The organism is Advenella mimigardefordensis DPN7 (assembly GCF_000521505.1).
Classification (GTDB): domain Bacteria; phylum Pseudomonadota; class Gammaproteobacteria; order Burkholderiales; family Burkholderiaceae_B; genus Advenella; species Advenella mimigardefordensis.
In genome coordinates this window covers 1405996-1432534 of the sequence record NZ_CP003915.1, presented here as the reverse complement: position 1 = coordinate 1432534, position 26539 = coordinate 1405996, and the positions used below count along the sequence as shown (strand labels likewise).

Sequence of the window (26539 nt, the reverse complement as noted above, 5' to 3'; positions counted from 1 at the left end):
TTATGTTTTCTTATGCTTTTTATATTACTACAGGTAATTTAATGGGTATAGAGCCAGTCGGCGGGCCGGGAGGAGACCAGAATTGTACAAAATACATGTAAGCGACGAAAAATCAGTGACTTAGCGAATACGCAGAGAGGTCGTTACCACACACTTGGATACACAGTTGTGATTGTGTCTCTACAACAAAGGCCGGCCACTCCAGGGAGACCGGCCATTTCAGATGAAATAATCAGATGACGGTGAGAAAACGGCGAGCAACTTGCCATGCGCCAGAGGCCGGCAAACACGCAGCAGGTTTAACGATGATGGTTAGAACGCGGATGTTGTTGCGCCACCGGCCCACGTCGACCATCGCGTTCAATATGCAGGACTTTGCCGTTGCGTGCGTCTACATCAACCTGCACCACCCGTCTGGCTTTCCTCACATCAACGGTATAGGCACGTCGTCCCCGATAATGATCGGGTTCAGCTTTAAAGGCCTCGCCCCCCACCGCTCTTTCTGCGATACGCATTGCCTGAGCAGGAGAAACGTCAGCGCGGTATCCACCCTGATAGGCCAGAGCACCGGTCGCAGGCACCACGGCCATCAGCAGACTGATCATGCCAGCGGTAAGTATTTTTTTCATGACATCACCTTATGAATACATTTCAGGAATCGGGCAGAAAGTACAGACTGATACTTCTGCAGACACGGCAAAAGGCCGCGTTCCGAATCAATATAATCACAAAAAAAACGGCTTTTTCAGTTTGAAAAGCGCTGACACATCTGACTTCCGATCGAAACACATTGCAGTCTGATTACCCGGGTCTATGGCAACAAACAGGTAAACGCAACAGCAGGAACGAATCAGCGGGCGTCGTCCAGCAGCACCTGCACCTGGCCGCGTCGGCATACGATATGACAACCCTGATGTTTCAGCAGAATATTACGATCGTGTCCAAGGGCATGGACCTGCCGCAACTGCAGCAACCACTGATTCAGTCGCGCTTCTGTGGGCATGGCAATCTGCAGACGCCGCAACCACTGGCGCAGCACATTGGCCTGGCGATGTTGTGGCAATGCGCGCCAGCGGGCCAGAGAAAAACCAAGGCCATCTTCCGTGAGCTGGCATTGCTGCAAATCCATATCACCCAGGTCTTGCAGCAATAATGTACTTTCCGCCATCACGCGTGCGTGGCGCAGCAGATTTCCCTGCCATTGGGGCCAGCGCTTATTCAGTACGGGGGTGAGCATGGTGCGTACTGCGGCGCGGGTATATTTCTCATCGCGATTGGTCGGGTCCTGCACAGGGCTCCAGCCAGCCTGTGCTTCATAGCAGGCGGCCGCCTGCAGAATCCGCTCCCGCCCCACATCGAGCCAGGGACGGTATAAGTGCAGGGAACCACGCCGGGCATAGGAAGCCATCCCGGCCATGCCCTGCACCCCGGCACCACGCAACAAACGCAGCAGCATGGTTTCGGCCTGATCGTCGCGATGATGCGCCAGCAGCAAATGATGACAATCGTGATTAACAGACCAGTGCTCAAATGCGCTATAGCGCGCCAGCCGAGCTGCTGCCTCAATGCCCTTGCCTGTGTCAGATGGCACCTTTACCGGCAGAAAGTGAAAGGCAACACCAAGCTGTTGGGCCAGCTTTGCAGTATGCAGCGCCCAGGCGTCGGCCGTGGCAACCAGCCCGTGGTGTACGTGAACGGCGTGAATGGTTTTTTTTTGTGCTGCGGCAATCTGCGACGCTGCCACCAGCAGCATGGCAGAATCAGCGCCGCCACTTACGCCAATGGCAAGATCAGGGGCGTTTATAGCGCCAAGCGTTGCCTGCAGGGGCCCCAGAAGCGCGGTGTCCTGTAGCCCGTCCGCCTGCGGCATGAAAGAATTATTTATCCTGGACACGACCGTAAGACATGAGCCGCTCCAGCCTTTTGTCCAGAAGCTCATCAACGTCCATGCCCGAAACCTGACGCAGCGCTTCGGACAGCGCACGCTTCAGGGTTTTGGCCATGCTCACGGCGTCCCGTTGTGCCCCGCCGATTGGCTCGGGTACGACTTTATCGATCAGACCCAGCTCGAGCAGCCGCGGCGCAGTAATACCCAGTGCCTCGGCCGCGACGGGCGCCTTGTCGGCACTACGCCAAAGAATAGAGGCACAGCCTTCAGGAGAAATAACGCCATAGGTAGAGTACTGCAGCATCTGCACCACATCACCCACCGCGATGGCAAGCGCACCACCAGAGCCGCCTTCGCCAATAATGGTGGAAATAATCGGTACACGCAGTTCCGCCATGGCATACAGATTATGCCCGATGGCTTCAGATTGACCACGTTCTTCAGCGCCAATGCCGGGGTATGCGCCTGGTGTATCCACAAAAGTGAAGACCGGCAACTGAAATTTCTCCGCCAGTCGCATCAGGCGCAATGCCTTACGGTAGCCTTCGGGACGCGGCATACCAAAATTGCGCCGGGCGCGCTCTTTGGTGTCTCGCCCTTTCTGGTGGCCGATCACCATGCAGGCTTCACCTGAAAACCGGGCCAGACCACCCACAATGGACAGATCGTCTTCATACATGCGATCGCCATGCAGTTCATGAAAATCGGTAAAGATTTCACGAACATAGTCCATGGTATACGGTCTTTGAGGATGCCTGGCAACCAGTGCCGTTTGCCACGGCGTCAGTTTGGAATAGATATTGTTGGTCAGCGTCTCGCTTTTTTGCTGCAGTTTGGTAATTTCTTCGGAAATATCGACTGCCGAATCAGAGGAAACATGACGCAGCTGCTCGATCTTCTGTTCGAGCTCTGCAATAGGTCCTTCAAATTCTAAAAAAGTAAATTTCATAGTTATCTTGTCATGAATGGTTTTTCACGCGTACCCGGCTGCGCCCTTACAGGCTGCGCCATAAGTACCATGTCGCCACTGTGCGCCACGGTTGCCACGATTGCGCTACTTCGCGTACTTCGTATCGCGATACAGGTTCACCGCTAAAATAGTGCGCCGAAATTGCCTTGAGCAAGTTCGGATCATCGATTGGCAGAATATCTGGTCTGTGCAAATTAAAAATCAGGAACATTTCTGCCGTCCAGCGGCTGATGCCCCGAATTGCACATAGTTCGGTAATGATATCTTCGTCGTCCATTTTAGACCATTTCAGCGGATTTACTTTACGCTCGTTGAAATGATTCGCCAAATCCAGAATATATTCGGTTTTTCGTTTGGACAATCCCGCTTCCCGCCATTGCGCCCCATTGTATTCAAGAACGGTGGCAGGTGTAGGCCGATGACCACAAAGCTGCTTGAAATTTTTCCAGTGCAGATCGGCCGTTTTGGTCGAAATCTGCTGGCCGATAATGGCCCTTGCCAAAGTGACAAAAGCCGTTTTGTTGGTCGCCAGCCATAAATCGGGATTGGCCGGGATGATTTTACGAAGAATGCGATCTTTCTTGATCAGAAAGCTAACGGCCTCGTCCCAGTATTCGGGCTTTACCGGCGCAGGTGCTGCAGATGACATGTCTTCCCCTATCAGGCACGACGCCATTGCGTCAGGCCACCTGGTTTATCCTCTAGTTCCACGCCCTGCTCCTTCAGCAGCGCGCGAATCTGATCGGCCTTGCCAAAATCACGATCCTGCTTGGCCTGACGACGCTGCTCGATCAGTGCTTCGATATCGGACTCGCTCAAGGCTGCTGCGGCAACAGACTGGCCGTCACGCTTGATATAGCGCGTTGGTGACTGCAGATATTGTTGCGGCTCCTGTTGCAGCAGCCCCAATACCCCACCCAGCGCACGGATCCGGCCGCTGAGTGCAGCACTGTTGGTCCGGTTAGCTTCGGTAACCATGTCGAACAGGACAGCGATGGCCACGGCAGTGTTGAAATCATCGTCCATGGCGGCTTTGAACGCCTGTTCAAAATCCAGTGACCAGTCAATGGCTCCGGCGCTGGTTACGCCGGTATTATTGAAGGTCTGGTAGATACGATCCAGCGCAGCCTGTGCATTGTACAGGTTGTCGGGCGTAAAATTCTGCGGGCTGCGGTAATGATTACGCACCACAAAAAACCGCAACATTTCCGCCTCCCGCGGATTAACCTGGTACTCGGCCGATGCGCTATCGGGATCGGTGCTGACCGTATCACGAATCGTCCGGAAATTGCCCAGGGATTTGGACATTTTTTCGTCATCCACCATCAGCGGGCCGCAATGCATCCACCAATTGGCCAGCGTGCCACCGTAGGCACCTTCGGACTGCGCAATTTCGTTCTCATGATGCGGGAATTTCAGGTCCGGCCCGCCGCCATGAATATCCAGAGGCTGCCCAAGCAGTTCCCGGCTCATGGCCGAACATTCGATATGCCAGCCAGGACGACCACGCCCGAAAGGAGAATCCCAGATCGAGTCTTCGGGCTCGTTGGCTTTGGCCTGTTTCCACAAAACAAAATCGAAAGGATCGCGCTTACCGTCAGAGACGGCGACCCGGTTGCCCGCCCGCAGATCATCCAGCACTTTGCCAGAGAGCTTACCGTAACCGGGAAAACTGCGTACCGCATAGTTCACATCCCCGTCGGGCGTCTGGTAAGCCAGGTCCTTGTCCTTCAAGTCCTTGATAATTTGCAGCATACCGGGTATGTGCATGGTGGCGCGCGGTTCCCGGTCGGGGGGCTGTACGCTCAGCGCGCGCTCATCGGCATGCATGGCGTCGGTATAAAAAGACGTAACCGCGTGTAAAGGCTGATTCAGCGACACGGCCTTATGGATGATTTTGTCGTCAATATCGGTGATATTGCGCACGTAATCTACCTGATAGCCGCTTTGGCGCAGCCAGCGCTGGACCACATCGAAACTCACCAGCATCCGGGCATGCCCCAGATGACAGAAATCATAGACCGTCATACCGCAAACGTACATCCGCACTTTACCGGGCTCTACCGTAACAAAAGGCGCTTTGGCGCGGGAAAGGGTATTGAAAATTTGCATGGCGGACATAAAAAACCAGACGTGCCAACGGTCGGGATTGACCGATGCAGCAAAGAAAAAAACAGCGGCGGCTTAGGGTTTAGACGCCGCACGCTCAACTAAGGCTAAAATACGAAGGAGTAAGTATAGCAAGTCCTCACCACGGGCAGCATATACTTGAAGGTTTTCTTTCACGATTTTCTGGATAAGCGCTGTGAAACTTAATGTTATTCACCGTTCGCTGTTAGTGTACTCCCTGTGCCTGTTGCCAGCGCTGCAGGCAGTGGCCCAGCAGGCGACAACTCCGTATCAGGCCGGCTCGACACCATCAGCCCGCCAGGATAATGGCATCCCTTCCCCAATGTACTCTCAGGACAACAGCGCCAATGCACGCGAGCCCGGCTGGCAGGGGCTGGCAAATGTGCTGAAAAAGCTGGAGCCCTCGGTTGACACATCCATCCCGGAAACGGCATCGGGTGCCGCCAGCCGCCTGAGTACCATGATCACGCAGGGCCAGGCAGCCAAGGCACTAAAGGAAATTGAACAGCGCCAGAATGCCAATGACCGCATTATCGCGCCGGCAACCGATGTTCAATTGCTGTTTCTGAAAGGACGCGCGCTGGCGGCGCTTGATCGCAGGCCGCAGGCACTGGAGGTTTATCGCAGCATGACCTCCAGCTATCCGGAACTGGCCGAACCATGGAACAATATGGCGGCGCTCTATCTTCAGGCGGGTCTCACCGACCCGGCTTACGAGGCACTCAAAACGGCCCTGTCAATCAATCCACGTTATGGGGTTGCATTGCGCAACATGGGTATGGTGCAATTGATGCTGTCGCAGAAAGCGTTTGCCGATGCTTCCCGCAACGGCATCCCCGGGGCGGCAGCCCAGGCGCAGGCGGTCGGACGCATCATCGAAGGGAAATAAACGTGATATCACCATTCGCATTCTCACGCCGTATCGCCGGCTTCGCGCTAGGGGCCGTGTTGTCGGTTGCCGCGCTACAAACGGCCTATGCCGCAAATTCTTCAACTAAAAAGGAAACCTCCATGAGTCAACCACAGGTCAAACTGCAAACCAATCAGGGCGACATCGTTCTGGAACTGAATGCTGAAAAAGCACCGGTTACCACAGAAAACTTTCTGAAATACGTCAATAATGGTTTCTTCGACAACCTGATTTTTCACCGCGTGATCAAAGGCTTCATGATTCAGGGTGGTGGTTTTGACGTTGACATGAAACAAAAATCAACCGAAGCACCGATCAAAAATGAAGCCGATAACGGCCTGAAAAACGACAAGTACACCATTGCCATGGCGCGCACCAACGACCCGCAATCGGCTACAGCCCAGTTTTTCATCAATGCCAAAGACAACGATTTCCTGAACTTCACAGCACCAACCGCACAGGGTTGGGGCTATGCCGTATTCGGTAAAGTTGTTGAAGGTCAGGACGTTGTCGATAAAATCGAAGGCGTTAAAACCGGTAACCGTGGTTTCCATCAAGATGTGCCGGTAGAACCCGTCATTATTGAAAAAGCCAGCGTTGTCGGCAACTGATTTTACGCTGCCCGGAACAGTCTGGGTTGCCTCGGATATTCATCTGGCGCGGCAGGTTCCCGAAACCTGCCGCGTTTTCTATGCCTTTCTGGCAGAGGCAGCTGCTCACGCCAACGCGCTCATACTGGCCGGCGACATTTTTGATGCCTGGATCGGCGACGATGCTGCCGTCCACAATCCCGAACCCTGGTTGCAGGAAGCCATTGGGCATTTATCCGACACCGCGAGAAAAATCCCGCTATTCATCGGTCATGGCAATCGTGATTTTCTGATGGGATCAGACCTGGCGGGCCTGCTCGGCGCCACGCTGATGCCCGATTCCACCCTGTTCCACACCGATGCCGGCCCCATCCATATCAGCCACGGCGACGAGCTGTGCACCCACGACGTACCGTTCCAGCGCTTTCGTAAAGTGTCGCACCATCCCCACGTAAAACGGCTGTTTCTGGCCCTGCCGCTGCGAGTACGACGCGCGATCGCCCGCCGCGCCCGCAAAACCAGCATGCATGCGCATGGTACAAAACCCATGTACCTGATGGATGTTGCCCACGAAGCGATATCAGACGTTTTTCGCAGGCATCCGGCGTTGATTCACATGGTGCATGGCCATACGCACAAACCCAAATGCCATCAGTTCGAAGATCAGGGCACGCAGCGGTGTCGCTGGGTATTGCCTGACTGGGAATGGGATCACCCGCCTTTTCGCGGCGGCTATCTATCGATCAGCGCTGCCGGTGTGAGCATGCATGACTTTGCTGCGCCGGTTCGTACGAATGATCAAACCGTTTAATGGGTCTAACGAGGTCTAACGCCCCTGAAACAACGGCTTGCGCTTTTCCCTGAACGCCCTGCTGCCTTCCCGATAGTCTTCGCTCATGCCCATTTCGCGCTGCAGTTCAATTTCCAGTTCGAGCTGTTCGGGCAGACTGTTATCGGCACTTGCATAGAGAGCGTGCTTGGTGGCGGCCAGCGCACGTGTCGCACCGCTAACCAGTTGTGTATGCACGGTTTGCATGTGTGACTGCAACTGGTCGTCCTCAATACACTTCCAGATCATGCCCCATTGCTCGGCCTGTTCGGCAGAGACGGGTTCTGCCAGCATGGCTGCACCCATGGCGCGCTGCGTACCGATCAGACGTGGCAGAAAATGGGTAGAGCCAGCGTCTGGTACCAGACTGATTTTGGCAAAGGCCTGAATAAATTTGGCTGATTTGACCGCAAATACCAGATCACAAGCCAGCGCCAGGCTCATGCCTGCACCAGCGGCCACACCATTGACAAAACAGATAATCGGCGCAGGCAAGGCGCGCATCCTCAGGACCAGCGGTTTGTAGTTTTTCTCCAGTGCCTCACCCAGGTCACGAAACTGCCCCGGCTCCAGTGGCTGACGCTCGCCCAGATCCTGCCCGGCGCAAAACCCTCTGCCGGCCCCGGTCAGGATGACCCCGCGTAAATCTGCCCGTGACTCAAGAAAATCCAGCACCTCGCGCAGCTCGCTATGCATCTGCGCGGTAAAGCTGTTTAGTTTGTCCGGCCTGTTGAGCGTGATGTATCCCACGCAATCACGGTAGTCAAACACAATCGTCTCATAGTCTTTTTTTTCCACAACCGCACTCCCCCAAAAATTCCACAACACCGCCGCAAGTCCGCCTGGCGGTTTCAATTAACGCATCATCATAACCAATCTGACCATCCGTCACTGGCAAACCAGCGCCATGGGCTCTATCTCACTACAAATCACCGGGAACGGCAATTCTGTATTCCGGAAGGCCCCGTTCGGCTCATATTGAGCCTGGTGGTGCTTGCGGGAAAACAGGAGTTAAGTGTGTCTGAAGTGATCCTTCGGGAAAAACAAATTGCCAAGCGGACACCCGGAATCAATACTGTACGACATCTGCCATTTTTCGATACAGGAATCGCCCATGACCGTGAGCAATCAGACGCTGGATACCGGCGCAGACAAGTACTTTCACAGCCAGCTGCAGGCCGGCGTGTTTACCATTCAGCGCTGCGGCCAGTGCAACAACAGCATCTTCTACCCGCGCATGATCTGCCCTCATTGCGGCGGCGACGACCTGCAATGGTACGAGCCTTCCGGCAAAGGCACGGTGTACTCCACCACGATCGTGCGCAACAAGCCTGAAAAAGGTGGCGACTATAACGTCGCGCTGATCGACCTGGCCGAAGGTCCCCGCATGATGAGCCGGGTGGAGCAAATCGCCCCTGAAAAGGTAACAATAGGCCTGGCGGTCAGCGCCCGGATCAAACAGACAGATGACAGCACCCTGCTGGTTTTTGTGCCAACAGGAGAGCAGGCATGATCGATGCAAAACTGCGCGGTGCGACCGCGATTGTCGGCGTTGGACATGCCGGACTGGGTCTGGCCGAGGGATATACGGAAATGGAAATTCTGGTTCAGGCGGCCACGCGTGCCGTGCGCGATGCCGGCCTGACCATGCAGGATATCGATGGGATTGCCACCGCCAGCGTCTCCTCTACCATGTGGGTAATGCCCGTGATTGAACATCTGGGTATCAAACCGACCTTTATTGACAACACGATGGTGGGGGGGTCCAGCTTTGTAGCACACCTGATGCCGGCCATGCAGGCACTGGCTTGCGGTCAGTGCAATGCCGTGCTGGTCTGCTATGGCAGCACCCAACGCAGCTCCACGGTGAACCGGGCCGCTATCGGCAACATGCGCAAGGTCATGGACCCACAGCCATATGAAAACCCGTATCAGCCGCTAAGCCCGCTGAGCTCTTATGCATTGGCGGCGGCCCGGCATATGCATCAATACGGCACGACGCGCGAACATCTGGCCGAAGTGGCCGTTGCTGCCCGCCGGTGGGCGCAACTGAACCCGGAAGCCAGCATGCGCGATCCACTCACAATTGATCAGGTGTTATCGGCACGCATGGTATCGGATCCGCTGACCGTGCGCGACTGTTGTCTGGTGAGTGATGGTGCCGGCGCCTATGTCCTGGTGCGCGCGGACCGGGCCAAAACGCTCAGGCACAAACCCGTTTACGTGCTGGGCAACGCTACGGCCGTATGGAATCGCCAGATTTCGTCAATGGATGACCTGACCGTGACCGCAGCAAAACAGTCCGGAACCATTGCATTTGAAATGGCCGGCGTCAAGCCTGCGGACATTGATGTTGCCGAAGTATATGACGCATTCACCATCAACACCATTCTGTTTCTGGAAGACCTGGGCTTTTGCCGCAAGGGTGAAGGTGGAGACTTTGTCAGCAAGGGCGGCATCGCCCCGGGAGGACACTTGCCTGTCAACACCAATGGCGGCGGCCTCTCCTGCGTGCACCCGGGCATGTATGGGATATTTATTCTGATCGAAGCGGTCAGGCAACTGCGTGGCCAAGGCGAGGCTCGCCAGGTTGCCAATGCCCAGTTGGCCGTCGTACATGGCAACGGCGGCACGCTCTCGAGCCAATCGACCGCGATACTGGGGACCGACGCAACACTTTAACCATTGCGTTCCTGCCGACACCGCCACACAAACCATCAACACCACGAAGTCCCACCACGATAGCAGGGCAACCCACCCTGCATTGGAACAAGATGATAAACAAAATTCTAGACACACACGAAGCGGCACTGAGCCAGATCCCCGAGGGAGCATCCATTATGGTGGGTGGCTTTGGCGACGCGGGTATTCCATTTGAAATGCTGGCCAGTCTTGCCAGAATGGGCACCCGCAATTTAACCCTCATCAGCAATAACGCGGGCACACGCGACGTGGGTATTGCCGGTCTGATCAAAAATGGCCAGGTCAGAAAAATTATCTGCTCTCATCCCCGCCCCCCGCAATCGGATGTGTTCGCACAGGCGTTTCGTGCCGGCCAGATAGAGCTCGAGTGCACTCCGCAAGGCACCCTGGCCGAAAGAATGCGTGCCGCCGGCGCGGGGCTGGGACCGTTTTTTACGCCTACCGGCTACGGCACACGCGTATCGGAGAACAAAGAAGTACGCGTGGTCAATGGTATTGGTTACGTACTGGAGGAGCCCCTGCACGCTGATTTTGCGCTGGTACGGGCGCATCTGGGAGATCGCTGGGGCAATCTGACCTATCGCTGGGCCGCCAGAAACTTCAACCCCGTCATGTGTACCGCCGCCAGACATACCATCGCACAAGTTGATAAAGTCGTAGAACTGGGCAGCATTCATCCCGAACATGTGATGACACCGGGCATATTTGTGAAAGATATCGTACTTGCAGGAGCACAGCATGACTGAACATATCCGCCTTAACCGGGAACAGATTGCCAGGCTGGTCGCCAATAGCCTGCCCGATGGCGCCTATGTCAATCTTGGTATAGGCATGCCTACGTCTGTTGCGGACTACCTGCCGCCGGACCGGGAGATTATCCTGCACAGCGAAAACGGCATTCTGGGCATGGGACGCAGCGCGATCAATGATGAAATAGATACCGATATTATCAACGCCAGCCGCAAACCCATCGTCCTGCTGCAGGGGGCCTCGATTACCGAACATACCAATTCATTTGCCATGATGCGTGGCGGACATCTGGACTACTCGATCCTGGGCGGCTTTCAGGTGGCCGAAAACGGCGACCTGGCCAACTGGATTACCGACGCCCCCGACGCGATTGCCGCGATCGGCGGTGCGATGGATCTGGCCGTAGGTGCAAAGCAGGTACTGGTCATGATGGAGCACACCACCAAAACCGGCGAGGCCAAACTGCTGCATCATTGCACCTATCCGCTGACCGGTGCCGGTGTGGTTGATTATGTGTACACCGACCTGGCCATTATTCAGGTATGCGCAGGCCGCTTTATCATCCGCGCCATGGTGCAGGGGCTGACACAGCAACAGTTGCAGGGTCTGAGTGAGGCCACCCTGCATATGGACGGCCCGTGCCAGACCATCCGAACAGACAGCGCAGGGCAACCCTATCTGGACTGAAAAGCAGGCAGGCGATGCAATGGATCGGGTGGCACGCAAGCGCCAGGAGGAACCCGAACCCTTGCCTGCCCTTAGTTGAAAATAGCGTGTATTCACTTGCGGTTCGTGACGACAAGCGCCCTGCAGGCAGCCATGACAAATGTAATTAACAAATGTAATTGAAAAAACTGCTGCACCACACCACAAAATAACATCAATTGCCGCCCGTCAGGAGCGACATAAAATCCAAGGAGACATCAATGAAGACAACATTCAATAGACTGCGGCATCTGATGCTGCGGGCAACCGGACTGGCAGTTGGGCTGGCGCTCAGCACAAGCGCCTATGCCTTTCCAGACAAACCCATTACCCTGCTAATTCCGTATCCGCCCGGTGGCAGCGCCGATATGCTGGCCCGGCCGATTGCTGCGCAGATGCAGAAAACCATCAACCAGCCTGTCGTGCTTGAATACCGTCCCGGTGCGGGTGGCACCATCGCCACAGCACAACTGGCACGCGCCAAACCAGACGGCTATACCGTACTGATGGTACTGGCCGCGCACGCCATCAACCCAAGCATGTATAAATCGCTACCCTACGATACTGAAAAGGACTTTGCGCCCGTATCGGTGCTGGCGACCCTGCCGATGCTTGTTGCCGCCGCCAGACAGACTCCAGTCAACACCATACAGGAACTGATCGACTACGCCAAAGCGAATCCGGACAAACTCACGTTTGCTTCTGCCGGCAACGGCAACACCAGTCATCTGGCGGCAGAACTGTTCAAAAGCGCCACCAACACCAAAATGATCCATGTGCCCTACAAAGGCAGCGGGCCAGCGGTCGTGGCCATGCTCTCGGGTGAAGTGTCGCTGATGTTCGACAGCATTTCCACTTCCCTGCCCCATGTGAAGGCGGGCAAACTCAAAGGCCTTGCCGTTACGGGCACAAAACGTTCCGCTGTTCTGCCCGATGTGCCTACGGTGACAGAATCCGGTGTACCCGGCTTTGCTGTCAATGGCTGGTACGGCATCCTGGCACCGGCTGGCACCCCTGAAGATGTCGTCATGCAATTGAACAAGGCGTTCAATGATGCAGCACAAACGCCTGCGGTCAAACAGCAACTCACCCAATACGGCTACGAAATAGAGGGCTCCACACCTAAGCAATTTACAGATCTCATTACAACTGAAATCAAAAAATGGAAAACGGCGGTCGACCAGTCCGGCGCTCGCATTGAATAACACCTGGCTGCAGCTGTGCATGACGGCAGGCTCAACACTTCCGGGCCTGCCTATCCCGAACTGACCGATGGAGATATCATGTCTACACCTTATCTGCGTTTCCCTGCGTTGTTGTTGCTACTCGCCCCTGCCCTGGTCTGGGCTAATACTCACTGGCCTGACAAGCCCGTCAAACTGGTGGTTGGCTATGCGGCTGGCGGACCGGTAGACACTGCTGCCCGGCAATTTGCCAAATATTTCGGAGATCAGATCGGGCAGCCTGTTGTGATCGAAAACAAAACCGGTGCCAGCGGCATCATCGCAGCCGAAAGTGTAGCGCGGGCCCCGGCCGATGGCAGCGTACTGTATTTCCTGGCCAGCCCGACGCTGACCATCACGCCCCATATCCAGAAAGGCATTCAGATCGACAAGGATCGGGATTTCAGGTACCTGGGCAATCTGGTCGAATACACTAACGTACTGGTCGTCAATAACAAGCTGCCGATAAAAAATATCAGTGAACTCATTGCCTACGCCAAAGCCAATCCAGGCACCCTGTCCTTTGGTTCGGCAGGCGTGGGGTCCTCCAACCAGCTGTCTGCCGAGCTGCTCAGGCAGCGCACCGGCACGCAAATGCTGCACGTCCCCTATCGCGGCAATGCGCCGGCCATGATAGATGTCATTGGCGGAAAAATCTCAATGATGTTTGACATCACCGGCACGGCAATCAATTACATTCACAGCGGCAAAGTACGCGCACTGGCCGTTACCTCCAAAGAACGCAATCGCGCGTTACCCGACGTACCATCCATGTCTGAAGCAGGCATTGCCGACTATGATGTTACCGGCTGGTATGGGGTTGTCGGGCCGGCAAAACTGCCGGATACCACCGCAGTGAAGATTGAAGAAGCCCTGCGGGCGGTATCTGCGTTACCCGAGTACCGCAAGCAAATGGAACAAGCCGGCTACACCGTTTCACTGCGCAGCGGCACGCAATTGAAATCACGAATCGACAATGAATATCGCCTGTGGGAAGAAGTGACTGCGAAAGCAGGCATACAGGCAGCGAAGTAAAACCGGCGCGCTTCGGGCGCGCTGGTGAAGCCATCAGGCAGTCCGCGATACCTCCTTTCGCTACCTATCGCTTACTGTCTGATGCGCGGCGCGGCACGATACGTGCTACCTCAGCCCTGAATGGTAATGTTGGCCTCGGTAATGGTTTTGTGCCACTTGGCAATTTCGTCACTCAGAAATGTACCGAAAGCGTCCGGCGTCATGGGCATGGCCTCTGAACCGCTGCCATGCATTTTTGCAATGACATCCTTGTCTTTCAACTGCACATTGAGGTCTTGATTGAACTGCTTTACTACGTCGGCCGGCGTCCCTACAGGTGCAAACAGGCCACTCCAGGAATACGCCTCATAACCAGGCAGGCCTTCATCAGCAATGGGCGGTACGTCCGGCGCCAGCTCGGAACGCTGGGGATTGCCGACGCCCAGCGGAATCACTTTGCCGGACTTGATGAATGGTAATGCGGACGTGGCGTCGGCAAACATCAACTGCACCTGTCCGCCCACCAAATCCTGAACTGCTGGCGCACTTCCCTTATAAGGTACATGCTGCAGTTCAATACGAGCCATACTGGCAAACAGGGCGCCTGCCAGATGCGTGCCGCCGCCCGTTCCCGAGGAGCTATAGGCAATTTTACCAGGCTGGGCCTTTGCCAGCGCAATCAGCTCCTTGACCGACTTAACCTTCAGCGACGGATGAGCGACCAATATGATCGGAAAGCGGGCCACCATGCCAACCGGTACAAAGTCCTTTTGAATATCGTATTCCAGGGATTGATTCAGGCTGGGTAATATGGCGTGGTGAATGGCGGCAAAAAAGTAATTGTATCCGTCCGGTTTAGCCTGAGCCGATAGCCTGGCCCCCAATATGCCACCGGCACCCGCACGATTTTCAATCACTGCCGTTTGCTGCCATTGCTGCGACATGCCGTTAGTTACAATGCGGGCCGCTGTGTCCACCGGCCCACCCGGCGCAAAAGGAACAATAAAATTCACCGCCTTTGCCGGCCATTGCGCAGCGAAAGCCATGGCCGGTCGCAGGCCATATGCAGCAACAGCGCCGTAAAGCGCGGATGTGAGCAGTTTTCTGCGTTGCATCATCAGGGTTTTCAAAACAGTCTCCTTATTATCACGTTCGTAATGACATGATGTTCTTGTAGGTAGTTCAGCATTCTATTATGCCGCGAGAAGCGTTATGCGCTGTTTTTTATACGCGAAGGCGTCCCTCGGCGCTGCCTAACTCGACGGGGTTTGTCTTTCGGGTAGTACGTAAGGAGAGGGTTTGCGTAAAAAGTGTGTCTGTGGTGTTTTCTTTTTTTTCACAACTGATAGCGATGCCTGATGTTGCTCTATGTTATTTGGGATCTCCCTTTCTGAAATTAACAACATCGGAGAACTTTAGTAGATTTTGGCCTGAAACCGGCGTAGCGGTCACGCCACCGGTCTCCCAATTAGTAGGCTGGAGCTGGTAGCAACAACATCATGCTAATCAGGATAAGTAGTTAAGCGATTCGCGACATCGCAATCTCCTTATCAGTACCCCCCGCTCGTCCGGGTCCGCATGGGCTGCTTGTCAGCCCATTGCGTTTACTATAGGAGCGCCCATAACAAAACCAAATGAGGCAAATCAAAAATCAGCACCGCTAATCGCTGATTTTTGTATCATCTTGTTATCCTGCCGCTATTGCCGGATCAACTCATCGTCAACCATCCTGCTGCCCTGCCTTAGCGCTCATGCATGCGCTGCGATACCTCCAGCAGATGGCCGATGAACTTTTCTGCATACGCAGGCAAATCACGCCCGGCCAGACGGCAAACATTGCGTTCGCGATCGGCCCATTCATCGGTGAGTTTAAGGATATGCAAACGCGGCGCCCTGCTGTAAGCCCGCGCGCATTCTATCGGGACGATAGCCAACCCGATACCGGCATCCACCATCCGGCACACCGCTTCAAAACTGCCCACGTGTACACGCTGGTGCAGGCGCTTACCCAGCTTGTAAGCCTTATCATCCAGAAACGCCTGAATCGCGCTTTCAGGATTGATGCCGATAAACTGATACCGGTCGATCAGGTTTTCAAATGAAATTTCGTTCAGGTCTTTCAGTGGATGCGACAAATGAGTGACTGCCACCAACTGATCGCGAAACAGTGGAATTGCGTCCAGGCCGTCCAGGTTCACGTTGCTGGAAACAATGCCAATATCCACCGATCCGCCACGAATGGCAGAGACGATATCCTTGGAAAGTTTTTCTTCCAGTTCAATATCAATATCGGGATTTTCGGCCAGAAAAGTCGATAGCGCTTCGGACATGAATGAGTGCGTTGCCGCGGTATTGGCCATGATGCGCAGCCTGCCCTTAATGCCCGTGGAAAACGGCTGCAACTCGGCATGCATGCATTCCAGTTGTGCAAACACCTCCTTGGCGTATTTCAGAAATACTTCGCCGGCCGGTGTAACACTCACCCCCGTGACCTGGCGAATCAGCAGACGAACCTTGAGCGAGTCTTCCAGATTTTTGATCCGGGCACTGGCCGCTGGCAATGACAGAAACGTGCGTTCTGCCGCCCGGGTCAGATTGGAGACTTCACCAATATTGATAAACAGTTTGAGATCGGTCAGGTCATAGCGCATCTTAAGCTTACACGAAGGGGGTGGTTGAGAAATACGAACAATGCAGTCGGCCATTATGGCCTATCATGAAATCCAACAGCAATAGATAGTAATCCCTAAACGGATCGACCGGCCGTGCCGGCGGGCCGATGAGTAAAATTCACAGGAGAAGCCGATGGGCTCGATTGCAGCAGGAAAAGTCGTGGTTGTTACCGGTGCCGGTGGCGGTATCGGGCGGGACATTGCCATTGCCTATGCCAGGGCGGGCGCAAAAGTGGTCGTGAACGATATTGGGGTATCGTTAAGTGGTCAGGGAGGAACTGATGGCCCCGCACATGCCGTGGTGGATGAAATCATCGCCGCAGGTGGTACCGCAGTACCCAGCACCGCCAGTGTTGCCGGCTATGAATCAGCGAATCAGATTGTACAAACCGCCATCGATCACTTCGGACGTATTGATATTGTGGTCAATAACGCCGGCAATTTGCGTGACCGCCTGTTTCATAAAATGAATGAAGAGGAATGGCGTCAGGTCATTGATGTACACCTGCATGGCTCATTTTTTGTCAGTCGTGCAGCAGCCCCCTATTTCCGCGAACAGGAATCGGGCGCTTACGTGCACATGACATCGACCTCCGGATTGATCGGCAATTTTGGTCAGTCCAACTACTCCGCAGCCAAGCTGGGCATCGCCGCGCTATCCAAGTCGATTGCACTTGACATGGCGCGCTACAACGTAAGGTCCAATTGCATTGCGCCGTTTGCCTGGAGCCGCATGACCAGTTCGATTCCTGCCGAAACACCTGAAGAGAAAGCGCGGGTAGAGAAACTGCAAAAAATGGAAACGCATAAGATAGCGCCCATGGCCGTCTATCTGGGCAGCGATGCCGCCGCCGAGGTAACCGGGCAGATTTTCGGGGTACGGGCCAATGAAATTCTCCTGTTCAGCCAGCCGCGACCGGTCCGATCTGTGCACATGTCAGATGGCTGGACGCCGGAGCTGATTGCCCAGATCGCTATTCCGGCCATGCAGGGGCAGTTCCATAAACTGGAGCGCTCGCCCGACGTGATCAACTGGGACCCCATCTAACGTTAAGGAACAAACGCATGCCACTGGATTACCAACGGATCAAAAACTGGCATTTTGCCGATACTCGCCACACCTATACTCAGCACGACAGCATTCTGTATGCGCTGGGTATCGGACTGGGTGCCGACCCGCTGGATCCATCACAACTGCAATTTGTCTATGAAAAGCAGCTGCGTGCGTTTCCAACGATGAGCAGCATTCTCTGCTACCCGGGCTTCTGGATGCAGGACCCTGCTACCGGCATCAACTGGGTCAAGCTGGTGCACGGCGAGCAACGCAGTACCTGGCATCAGCCACTGGCTGCCGAAGGTACCCTGACCGGCAAAACACATATTTCACATGTGATAGACAAAGGCGCCGACAAAGGCGCACTGGTCGTTGCTGAACGCAATATGTACGATGCCGACAATACGCTGGTGGCTACCATCCAGCAGACCACATTTTGCCGCGCGGACGGCGGCTTTGGTCAGGGCGATGCCGCCTTGCCCGCCCTGCCCGGCGCCCCGCAACGTGCGCCCGATTATCAGCGCAGCATCCCGGTCGCGCCCAATGCCGCCATTCTCTATCGCCTGAATGCCGATCCGAATCCGCTGCACATCGATCCGCATACCGCCACTGCCGCCGGGTTTGAGCGGCCCATTCTGCATGGCCTTTGCACCTACGGTCACGCAGCAAGAGCGGTGATACAGGCATGCTGCGATAACGACCCGGCTTTACTGTATCGTTTCGATGCCCGTTTTTCAGCGCCGGTGTACCCTGGTGAAACACTGGTTTGCAACATCTGGTACGAAGGAGCGGACCAGATCCACTTTCAGGCCAGCGTGCAGGAGCGCAATGTGATTGTGCTGAGTAACGGCTATGCTGCCCTGCGTGCTACGGCTTAACGTGCGATGGCCTTAGCTCGCAATGCCATGACATGGCTCGCACAGGCCAGAAGCAGCATCATACAACACTACGGGCCCTGGCAATGTTGCCAACCGAGCAATAAAAAATGCCGGACAATGCCGGCATTTTTCAGATACGTTCGATCGTAAACTAGGCAACCTGATTCCAGGCCCAAAGCGCAACGATAATACCAAAAACGATACGGTACCAGCCAAAGGGACGATAAGAGGCATTGGACAGGAAACGCATCAGGGCACGTACAACAACCAGCGCACTCACATAGGCGGCAATAAAGCCCAGCACCACGGCCAGCAGATTGCTTTGACTGAGTTCACCGCCGTGCTTGTATAAGCTCAGGCACGTGGCAGCGATCATCGTCGGCATGGCCAGGAAGAAAGAAAACTCGGTGGCTGTCTTGCGATGAATGCCGGCCATCATACCGGAAATAATGGTTGCACCGGAACGCGAGGTACCCGGTATCATGGCCAGACATTGGGCAAACCCCACCACCAGTGCCTGCTTCCAGGTGATATCTTCCAGGTTTCTTGTCTGGTGCGCCAGCTCATGTTCCTGCAAAGTGGTGTGTTTGGCCATTGAGGGACGTCGCTCCACCCACAGCATAATGATGCCGCCCAGCACGAGGGTAAACGCATACACCATGAACTTGCCATCCAGCAGTTGATTGATCTGGTTAATCAGCAACAGGCCAATCACCGCTGCGGGCAAAAAGGCAATGATCAGGTTCATGGTAAATCGCTGCTCGGTCCGATTCCCGGTAAACGTACCCACGATAACCTCACGCAGGCGCTGCCGATACAACCACATCACCGCAAGAATGGAGCCCAGCTGGATCACGATTTCATACACCTTGAACTGCCCTGAATCAAAACCGATCCAGTCTCCCAGAATCAGCAGATGGGCAGTGCTGGAAATCGGCAGAAATTCGGTTATCCCTTCGACAACGCCCAGAACGACGGCTTTAAACAAATACCACACTTGATCCATAATGACGGGCTCCGAAACGGACAATAACTTACTGCTTCAGCGAAATGAGCATTTGGGTGAAGATTTTGGGACTGGCTGCCAGCACATTGCCGGTTTGCTGCCAGGTCTGCTCACCGTCGAAGTCGGCAATAAGCCCGCCGGCTTCCAGAATCAGCAGGCTGCCGGCCGCCACATCCCAGGGTTTCAGATGCACGCCGCAGTAGCCATCAAAACGGCCGGTGGCCACATATGCCAGCTCCAGTACGGTTGCGCCAAGGCGGCGAAAACCGGAACAATCGTCAACCAGCCCGTAAAAGCGCTCGGCGCCGGTACGGGTGGAGCCGGAAACCGAGGGGAAACGGCCGGCGATCAGCGCATCGGAGAAACGCGTCCGGCTGCCGACCCGCACCCGGCGGTCGTTCAGAAAAGCGCCACCCCCACGGGTCGCAGTAAACATTTCATTGCGGGCCGGATCATAAACAACGGCCTGCGTAACCACGCCCTTGTGCAACAGGGCAATGGATACGGCGTAATTGGGGAAACCGTGTACAAAATTGGTGGTGCCGTCCAGCGGGTCAATAACCCATTGGTATTCCGGTACTTCGTTTTCCTTATCCTTCGGTCCAGGGATATGGCCGGATTCCTCGCCCAGAAAAGCGTGGTCCGGGTATGCGTCGCGTAACACCTCGATCACTGCCTGTTCTGCGTTCCGATCAATTTCGGTAACATAATCGTTGGGGCCTTTACGAGCAATCTGGACTTTATCCAGATCGAGACTGCCACGATTGATAATGGCGCCGGCACGGCGGGCAGCACGTACGGCGATGGTGAGCATGGGGTGCATAGCTTTCCAGACTTCGGTTGAGTAGTAAAATACGCATTTTAATGGACAATAAAGCAGACTTCTGCAAATCCAATCATTTCTGTCCATATTCATGCTGTCCGAAGGAATTTTATGTCACCGCTACATACCCGGGTCCGCTTTATCATGGTGTCGCCCACCCACCCTGGCAATGTGGGTTCTGCCGCAAGAGCAATCAAAAACATGGGATTTGGCGATCTGGTTCTGGTCAGCCCGAAAGATAGCGGCATCCTGGCCCACGAGGAAGCCCTGGCGCTGGCCAGCGGGGCCACCGATATCCTGGCAGCAGCGCAGATCGCACCAGACCTGGATACTGCCCTGACCGGCATTACCCTGGCCTTTGCCCTCACGGCCCGTAGCCGCGACATGGGCCCGCCATCGCTGGACATTCGCCAGACAGCGCAACTATCCCGCACACACCTGAACAATCATGCCGATACCCGCGTTGCCATTGTATTGGGGACCGAAAGAACCGGGCTGGACAATGACGACATCAGCCGCTGCCATCGCATCTGTCATATTCCTGCCAATCCTTCTTACAGTTCCCTGAATGTCTCGCAGGCGCTGCTGCTGGCGGCGTGGGAACTGAACTACGCCATGCAGGCGCCCGCACCGGTACGTCATGGCGTCGCTCCCGCCGCCACTGCGCTCTCAACATCAACCCCAGCCCAGGCGCCCATTCAGCCCGACCATTCTGTTCCCACCTTGCCCGAGGTATCGGCCAGCCGCCCCGACCTGTGGCCTGTGGCGCCCGCCTCTCACTATCCAGATGTCTCCGGGCGCGACTATGCCCCCGCCGAAAAGGTGGAAGCGTTTATCAATCACTGGGAAAGCGCGCTGATCGGGATTGACTTTCTCAACCCCAATCATCCGAAAAAGCTGATGCCTCGCATGCGCTATATGTTCACGCGCATCCACATGACCCAGGAAGAAGTGGATATGATGCGCGGTGTGTGTACCAATATTCTGAAAACCGTCTATCGCCCCTGAGTGACCAGCTCTGCCGCTGCCCCGGGCCGTAAAAACAGGGTCAGCCCTCCCCTCAGCCCTCCCCTCAGGCATTACGGGTGAGAACGCCCGCGCCGGCCCGGTAAAGACTATTTATCACCCGCCTGCCTGCCGGTATCCACTGCCTGCACCGCCACCCGTAGCGGCCCCGGACATTCAAACCCTTGTTCTTTCAGGCGCGACTGCACCTGGCGATTCAGGTCATTCTGCACAGTGGTGAAATTGTCGACACCGGCCCAAACGCGCAATGTGAGGGTGATGGTACCCTCCTTGCGATCACCAACAAAGACAGAGGGCGCCGGCATTTTCAGGGCACCTGACTGTTCGTCGATCAATTTGAGCAGTACCTCGATCGCGCGGTTGACGTCATCTCCATAGCTGATATAGGCGGGAACATCCATACGGCGATTATAGTTACGACTCAGATTGACGATCGTGCCGTTCCAGACCGTACTATTGGGAACCGTCACCTGCACGCCGTCGGCCTGCATGATCCGGGTTAAGAACAACCCGACTTCGTCGACGGTACCTGAAATACTCCCGGCCACGGTCACGCTCTCGCCCACGCGCAGGGGCCGCAAGCCCAGCAGCATGATGCCGGCTGCAATATTTTGCAGCGTGCCCTGCAAAGCCAGGCCAATGGCCAGGCCGGCAGCACCCAGTACGGCAATCAGACTGGCCGTCTGAACGCCAAACTGCGACAGCACGGCAATGATGGTAAAGATTCGTACACTCCAGATGACGACCGTGCGAAACATGGGGATGATCGTGGGATCAATTTTTTCTGAGCGAGCGCTCAGGCGCTGCACCATATTGCCCAGCCACCGGGAAACGGTCCAGCCAATGCCCAGAATGATAAAAGCGACCACCAGGTCCACCGCAAACCGCTGCAGAAACGGCCAAAAGCTTTCAATTTGCTGAATATCCATTTTCATCTCTCTTGCTGATTTTGCGACTAAAGAAAAGCGTAAGCCCGATAGCATCACCGGACAGACCCACTGCGATAGCGGGCATTCCTTATGTCGGGATTTTAACGTGTCATAATGACGGAATATACTTCAGTGCAGCAAAGCGACGCCAGTTTCCCACACCCTATTTGCCGACAGCAACGTTTTCATATGGGATCACACTGCAATATGGCCCGCTTTTGTCCATGACCATAACAATCAGCGCTTATCCATGAACACACAGCAACGTACGCCTTCTACCTTTCATTCCCCGCAAAGAATCGGTTTTTCCAGTTTTCGTGACCCGCTGCTGGCTTTCGAAGAACTGCAGCGCATCTACGAACGCAATACGCTGTTCATCCGTGAAGCCTTCTACCACTATGTTAGCGGTGAGGGTCGGGCTGATCAGCGCATCCGTGCCTGCTACCCCGCCATTCGCCTGCATGTGCCCGACCATCAGGAAGTGGATTCACGCCTGTCATACGGGCATACCACCGAACCCGGTCTTTATCAAACCACCATCACCCAGCCGCAGCAGTTCAAAAGCTATTTGCTTGAACAAATCGGCCTGATCATGAAAAATCACCAATTACCGGTAGAAGTGGGCGAATCCGATATTCCCATTCCACTGCATTTTGCCTTTACCGGCGGTCAGTATGTTGAAGGCGTCTATGCCGACACGATCGGCTCATCATTGCGCAATTTCTTTGACGTACCCGACCTGGCGGTGATGGACGATGCCATTGTAAACGGCACCCTGCGCGAGGAACCCGGCCAGCCAGGACCACTGGCCCCGTTTACCGCACCGCGGATTGACTACTCGCTGCACCGATTGCAACACTACACGGCAACCGCATCGGAACATTTCCAGAACTTTGTCCTGTTTACCAATTACCAGTTCTATGTGGACGAATTCATCGAGCGGGCAACGCAACTGATTGAGGATGAAACGTCAGGTTATTGCGCGCTGGTTGAACCCGGTAACCACATTACCCGCAAGGGCCAGCCGGATCCTTCCCGAAAGCAGCAACGCTTGCCGCAAATGCCGGCCTATCATCTGAAACGCGAGGACGGCAACGGTATCACACTTGTCAATATTGGCGTGGGACCTTCTAATGCCAAGACCATTACCGACCACATTGCCACGCTGCGCCCATCGGCCTGGATCATGCTGGGCCATTGCGCCGGCCTGCGCAATACGCAACGCCTGGGCGATTACGTGCTGGCGCACGGCTATGTGCGTGAAGACCATGTGCTGGATGCCGATCTGCCATTATGGGTACCGGTGCCGCCGCTGGCGGAAATTCAGATCGCGCTGGAACACGCGGTTGAGGAAATCTCCGGACTGGCCGACTGGGAACTGAAACGCATCATGCGTACCGGAACCGTAGCCACCATTGATAATCGTAACTGGGAATTGCGGGACCAGCACGAACCGGTACAACGTTTCTCGCAATCGCGGGCAATTGCACTTGACATGGAATCGGCCACCATCGCGGCCAATGGCTTTCGCTTTCGCGTTCCCTATGGCACGCTGCTTTGCGTGTCAGACAAACCGCTGCATGGTGAATTGAAGCTGCCCGGCATGGCCTCAGACTTTTATCGAAAACAGGTTAGCCAGCATCTGCGCATTGGCATGCGGGCGCTGGAAAAACTGCGTGAAATGCCCCGGGAACGACTGCATTCGCGTAAACTGCGCAGCTTCATCGAAACCGCCTTTAAATAATAATTTGTATTTTGAATTCCGTTATTAATGCCGCTTTTCCGGTCTTCGCGCTGATTCTGATCGGCTACATCGCTGCGCGCCGACGGATTCTGTCGGAACAGGCCAGCCAGCACCTCAATAGCTATGTGGTCTGGCTGGCCCTGCCTGCACTGTTGTTTCATGCCATGGCCACGGTCAGTTGGGAAGAACTGAATCAGATACCGTTCATCCTGGCCAGTACCGGCGGCATGCTGGCCACCTTTTTCATTTTCATGGTATGGCAGCGGCGCCGTTTCAGCTTGCCGGACAATAGCGTGGCCAGCCTGTCTGCATCATACAGCAACGCCGGCTATATGGGCCTGCCGTTATGCATGCTGGCTTATGGGCAGGCCGGTATCATACCGGTCATTATTACCATGATATTAACCGCCTGCGTGCTGTTTGCGCTGTCTATCGTTTGTCTGGAAACCGGCTTGAATAAGCATGGCGGCGTATGGACCAGCCTGCGTCATACCGGCATTGCATTGGCCAAAAACCCGCTGATTGTCTCGCCTGTCGCGGGCATGGCACTGTCGGGCCTGGGCATTGCCTTGCCCGCACCGCTGGCTGAGCTGGCGCGGCTGCTGGGCAGTTCCGCCAGCCCCTGCGCCCTGGTGACCATCGGGCTGTTCCTGGCGCAAACACGCAGCATTCGTCCGCATCCGGCACTGGCAGCAGTACTGTTCATGAAAATGCTGTTTCTGCCGGGTGCCACGGCGTTCCTGGCGTTTGTCGTTTTTGATATGCCGCCGGTACAACGCGAAGCGGCGGTGCTGCTGGCCGCCCTGCCTATCGGCACCGGCCCGTTCATGCTGGCCACTATGTACCAGCGTGATACGCATCTGGTTTCGCAATCCATTTTTATTTCAACCGTGCTCTCGGTCTTCAGTGTCTCTGCCCTGCTGGCCTGGTTCCAGGGATAGACGATCAAATCATCGCAGCCGTCTGGTTCCCATGCAAGCCGCGTATCTGCACGGTAATATAGTGTTTTCTGAACGGGCGGCACGGCTGTGGTGACCGGACACACGGGCAATGTATCTGTCACTGCCCTTTTCACGGAGCATTACATGAAACCTAACATTGTCATACTGGATGACTGGGAACATGGGCTGGAGCGTTTGATCGACTGGTCCGATATTCAGGACCGCTGCCAACTGACCATCTATCACGACAGACTGCGCGACGAGCAATTGCTGGCTGCAGTGGCCCAGGCGCAGTGCATTGTGCTGATGCGCGATCGCACGCCTTTTCCCAAGTCGCTGATCGCGCAATTGCCGAAGCTGAAACGGATTATTTTTACCGGCACCCGCAACAATACACTTGATCAGCAGGCAGCCGAAGCCGCCGGTATTCAGGTCACGGCAACCGAGTTCGGCCCCTCAAAGGCCGGCACCTGCGAGCTGGCCTGGTCGCTGATTCTGGCATCGCTGAAAAAACTGCCAGACCTGCTTGTCACTCCCCAGCAGCCATTATGGCGTACCCCCGCCATCTGCCAGCATTTGCCCGAAGTACTGGAAGGCAAGCGTTTGGGCCTGATCGGTCTTGGACACATCGGCAAACGCATGGCTGCCGTTGGTCGTGCCTTTGGCATGCAAGTGCAGGTCTGGAGTCCGCATATGACACCCGAACGCGCCAGCGAAGAGCACGCAAGCAGCGTATCGCTGGAAACACTGCTTGCAACGTCGGATGTGGTATCACTGCATATCGTGGTCTCGGATACCACGCGCAAGCTGCTCAATAGCGACACACTGGCACTGATGCAACCGGACAGCCTGCTGGTTAATACCTCGCGTGCAAGCCTGATTGATACTCCGGCGCTGGTTAGCGCATTGCAACAGCGTCGCCCCGGCTTTGCTGCGCTGGATGTGTTTGATGATGAACCTGGCATCGCGCCCGAATTGCTGGCTTTGCCCAACGTGTTGCTCACGCCGCATATGGGCTTTGTCAGCGAACAGGTTTATCGCAAGTTTGCAAGCAATGTTCAGCAACAGCTGACTCAGTGGCTGGACGAAACAGCGCAATGACAAATAGCATATTGCCCCATAGCGCACTGATCCTGGTCGATATCCAGCCGGATTTTATGGCTGGCGGCCCGCTGGCCTGCGAACAGGCCGATACCATCGTGGCGCCCGTACAGGCCATCCTGGCGCAGAACCGTTTTGCGCATTATGTTGCCACTCAGGATTGGCATCCGGGCGGCCATATCTCTTTTGCATCCTCGCACAGCGGCAGCAAACCCTTTGACAGCATTGCGCTTTACGGCCATCCCCAGGTGCTGTGGCCGGATCACTGTGTGCAAGGAACCAATGGCGCAGCATTACACAGCGGCATCAACTGGGACAGGATGCATGTTATCGTGCGTAAAGGCGCCGATTCTGCAGTAGACTCATACAGTGCGTTTCGCGAGAACTACAACCAGGCAGGTGAGCGCCCGGCTACCGGCCTCACCGGCTGGCTGAAGGACCGGCAGGTGCAGGATGTATATATTGCCGGCCTGGCACGGGATGTGTGCGTACTGTGGAGCGCGCAGGACGCGCGGGCAGCGGGCTTCAATACATTTGTCATCTGGGATGCCACCGCTCCGGTGACAGGACAAACAGATGCAGACACGCGCAAGACGCTGGTGGAACAAGGTATCCGGATTGTGCACAGCGAAGAGCTGACGCGTAACCGCTAA

Annotated in this window: 27 protein-coding genes; 16 read left to right on the top strand and 11 right to left on the bottom strand. The window is 55.4% G+C overall.

Annotation, left to right across the window (positions count from 1 at the left end; all coding sequences use genetic code 11):
* Positions 1–299 precede the first annotated feature (299 nt).
* From MIM_RS06675 to cysS, 5 genes are all read right to left on the bottom strand, one after another.
* Positions 300–629, bottom strand: coding sequence for a PepSY domain-containing protein (locus tag MIM_RS06675; protein ID WP_025371984.1), 330 nt, complete (start codon positions 627–629; stop codon positions 300–302).
* A gap of 221 nt (positions 630–850) precedes the next feature.
* The gene (tilS, locus tag MIM_RS06665) at positions 851–1870 is read right to left on the bottom strand and encodes a tRNA lysidine(34) synthetase TilS (RefSeq protein WP_042070056.1); all 1020 of its coding nucleotides are present in this window, start codon (positions 1868–1870) and stop codon (positions 851–853) included.
* A gap of 7 nt (positions 1871–1877) precedes the next feature.
* The gene (locus tag MIM_RS06660; RefSeq protein ID WP_025371982.1) at positions 1878–2837 is read right to left on the bottom strand and encodes an acetyl-CoA carboxylase carboxyltransferase subunit alpha; all 960 of its coding nucleotides are present in this window, start codon (positions 2835–2837) and stop codon (positions 1878–1880) included.
* A 46-nt stretch (positions 2838–2883) separates the two neighbouring features.
* Positions 2884–3507: a DNA-3-methyladenine glycosylase family protein gene (locus tag MIM_RS06655; RefSeq protein WP_042070053.1), complete on the bottom strand. Its 624-nt coding sequence runs from the start codon at positions 3505–3507 to the stop codon at positions 2884–2886.
* Between the two features lie 11 nt (positions 3508–3518).
* On the bottom strand, positions 3519–4979 hold the full coding sequence (gene cysS / locus MIM_RS06650; protein ID WP_245592827.1) for a cysteine--tRNA ligase: 1461 nt from the start codon (positions 4977–4979) through the stop codon (positions 3519–3521).
* 184 nt (positions 4980–5163) lie between these two features.
* On the opposite strand from cysS, the gene MIM_RS06645 reads away from it, so the two are divergent.
* The 3 genes from MIM_RS06645 (at position 5164) to MIM_RS06635 (ending at position 7299) form a co-directional block, all read left to right on the top strand.
* Positions 5164–5877 carry a tetratricopeptide repeat protein gene (locus MIM_RS06645; RefSeq protein WP_025371980.1) on the top strand — a complete coding sequence of 238 codons (714 nt, stop codon included), beginning with the start codon at positions 5164–5166 and terminating at the stop codon, positions 5875–5877.
* A gap of 122 nt (positions 5878–5999) precedes the next feature.
* Positions 6000–6509 carry a peptidylprolyl isomerase gene (locus tag MIM_RS06640; protein ID WP_025371979.1) on the top strand — a complete coding sequence of 170 codons (510 nt, stop codon included), beginning with the start codon at positions 6000–6002 and terminating at the stop codon, positions 6507–6509.
* Positions 6496–7299 carry a UDP-2,3-diacylglucosamine diphosphatase gene (locus MIM_RS06635; protein ID WP_025371978.1) on the top strand — a complete coding sequence of 268 codons (804 nt, stop codon included), beginning with the start codon at positions 6496–6498 and terminating at the stop codon, positions 7297–7299. The genes MIM_RS06640 and MIM_RS06635 overlap by 14 nt, the downstream gene beginning before the upstream one ends.
* A gap of 15 nt (positions 7300–7314) precedes the next feature.
* On the opposite strand, the gene paaG is transcribed toward MIM_RS06635, so the two are convergent.
* Positions 7315–8115: a 2-(1,2-epoxy-1,2-dihydrophenyl)acetyl-CoA isomerase PaaG gene (gene paaG / locus MIM_RS06630; RefSeq protein ID WP_025371977.1), complete on the bottom strand. Its 801-nt coding sequence runs from the start codon at positions 8113–8115 to the stop codon at positions 7315–7317.
* Between the two features lie 316 nt (positions 8116–8431).
* Here paaG and MIM_RS06625 point away from each other — a divergent pair, with 316 nt between their 5' ends.
* The 6 genes from MIM_RS06625 to MIM_RS06600 all read left to right on the top strand — a co-directional run bounded on the left by MIM_RS06625 (position 8432) and on the right by MIM_RS06600 (position 13733).
* Complete coding sequence (locus tag MIM_RS06625; protein ID WP_025371976.1) at positions 8432–8830, top strand: Zn-ribbon domain-containing OB-fold protein; 399 nt, start codon at positions 8432–8434, stop codon at positions 8828–8830.
* Positions 8827–9999, top strand: a complete 1173-nt coding sequence (locus tag MIM_RS06620) for a thiolase (protein ID WP_025371975.1) — start codon at positions 8827–8829, stop codon at positions 9997–9999. Before MIM_RS06625 ends, MIM_RS06620 begins: the two co-directional genes overlap by 4 nt.
* Positions 10000–10091: 92 nt before the next feature.
* Positions 10092–10766: a 3-oxoacid CoA-transferase subunit A gene (locus tag MIM_RS06615; RefSeq protein ID WP_025371974.1), complete on the top strand. Its 675-nt coding sequence runs from the start codon at positions 10092–10094 to the stop codon at positions 10764–10766.
* On the top strand, positions 10759–11457 hold the full coding sequence (locus MIM_RS06610; protein ID WP_025371973.1) for a 3-oxoacid CoA-transferase subunit B: 699 nt from the start codon (positions 10759–10761) through the stop codon (positions 11455–11457). The genes MIM_RS06615 and MIM_RS06610 overlap by 8 nt, the downstream gene beginning before the upstream one ends.
* A 239-nt stretch (positions 11458–11696) precedes the next feature.
* A complete protein-coding gene (locus tag MIM_RS06605; protein ID WP_025371972.1) occupies positions 11697–12680 on the top strand; it encodes a Bug family tripartite tricarboxylate transporter substrate binding protein in 984 nt (327 codons plus the stop codon).
* Between the two features lie 78 nt (positions 12681–12758).
* Positions 12759–13733: a Bug family tripartite tricarboxylate transporter substrate binding protein gene (locus tag MIM_RS06600; RefSeq protein WP_052342285.1), complete on the top strand. Its 975-nt coding sequence runs from the start codon at positions 12759–12761 to the stop codon at positions 13731–13733.
* A 110-nt stretch (positions 13734–13843) separates the two neighbouring features.
* Here the strand turns inward: MIM_RS06600 and MIM_RS06595 are convergent, their stop codons facing one another.
* Positions 13844–14830, bottom strand: a complete 987-nt coding sequence (locus MIM_RS06595) for a Bug family tripartite tricarboxylate transporter substrate binding protein (RefSeq protein ID WP_407638151.1) — start codon at positions 14828–14830, stop codon at positions 13844–13846.
* A 624-nt stretch (positions 14831–15454) separates the two neighbouring features.
* Positions 15455–16363: a LysR family transcriptional regulator gene (locus MIM_RS06590; RefSeq protein WP_025371969.1), complete on the bottom strand. Its 909-nt coding sequence runs from the start codon at positions 16361–16363 to the stop codon at positions 15455–15457.
* A gap of 154 nt (positions 16364–16517) precedes the next feature.
* Between MIM_RS06590 and MIM_RS06585 the strand changes: the two genes are divergently transcribed.
* Both MIM_RS06585 and MIM_RS06580 read left to right on the top strand, forming a co-directional pair.
* Positions 16518–17432 (top strand): SDR family NAD(P)-dependent oxidoreductase, encoded by a 915-nt coding sequence (locus tag MIM_RS06585; protein ID WP_025371968.1) that lies wholly within the window; start codon positions 16518–16520, stop codon positions 17430–17432.
* 17 nt (positions 17433–17449) lie between these two features.
* On the top strand, positions 17450–18316 hold the full coding sequence (locus MIM_RS06580) for a MaoC/PaaZ C-terminal domain-containing protein (RefSeq protein WP_025371967.1): 867 nt from the start codon (positions 17450–17452) through the stop codon (positions 18314–18316).
* Positions 18317–18467: 151 nt separating this feature from the next.
* Here the strand turns inward: MIM_RS06580 and MIM_RS06575 are convergent, their stop codons facing one another.
* Entirely contained in the window at positions 18468–19322 is an 855-nt protein-coding gene (locus MIM_RS06575; RefSeq protein ID WP_042070049.1) for an undecaprenyl-diphosphate phosphatase, read from the bottom strand.
* A 28-nt stretch (positions 19323–19350) separates the two neighbouring features.
* The gene (locus tag MIM_RS06570) at positions 19351–20145 is read right to left on the bottom strand and encodes an inositol monophosphatase family protein (protein ID WP_025371965.1); all 795 of its coding nucleotides are present in this window, start codon (positions 20143–20145) and stop codon (positions 19351–19353) included.
* A 111-nt stretch (positions 20146–20256) separates the two neighbouring features.
* On the opposite strand from MIM_RS06570, the gene MIM_RS06565 reads away from it, so the two are divergent.
* Complete coding sequence (locus MIM_RS06565) at positions 20257–21153, top strand: RNA methyltransferase (protein WP_025371964.1); 897 nt, start codon at positions 20257–20259, stop codon at positions 21151–21153.
* A gap of 107 nt (positions 21154–21260) precedes the next feature.
* Here MIM_RS06565 and MIM_RS06560 read toward each other — a convergent pair whose 3' ends face one another.
* A complete protein-coding gene (locus MIM_RS06560) occupies positions 21261–22106 on the bottom strand; it encodes a mechanosensitive ion channel family protein (protein WP_025371963.1) in 846 nt (281 codons plus the stop codon).
* 244 nt (positions 22107–22350) lie between these two features.
* On the opposite strand from MIM_RS06560, the gene MIM_RS06555 reads away from it, so the two are divergent.
* The 4 genes from MIM_RS06555 (at position 22351) to MIM_RS06540 (ending at position 26539) form a co-directional block, all read left to right on the top strand.
* Positions 22351–23844, top strand: coding sequence for an AMP nucleosidase (locus tag MIM_RS06555; RefSeq protein WP_025371962.1), 1494 nt, complete (start codon positions 22351–22353; stop codon positions 23842–23844).
* Between the two features lie 11 nt (positions 23845–23855).
* Positions 23856–24785, top strand: a complete 930-nt coding sequence (locus MIM_RS06550; protein WP_025371961.1) for an AEC family transporter — start codon at positions 23856–23858, stop codon at positions 24783–24785.
* Positions 24786–24929: 144 nt separating this feature from the next.
* A complete protein-coding gene (locus MIM_RS06545; RefSeq protein ID WP_025371960.1) occupies positions 24930–25886 on the top strand; it encodes a D-2-hydroxyacid dehydrogenase family protein in 957 nt (318 codons plus the stop codon).
* Positions 25883–26539 carry a nicotinamidase gene (locus MIM_RS06540; RefSeq protein WP_025371959.1) on the top strand — a complete coding sequence of 219 codons (657 nt, stop codon included), beginning with the start codon at positions 25883–25885 and terminating at the stop codon, positions 26537–26539. The genes MIM_RS06545 and MIM_RS06540 overlap by 4 nt, the downstream gene beginning before the upstream one ends.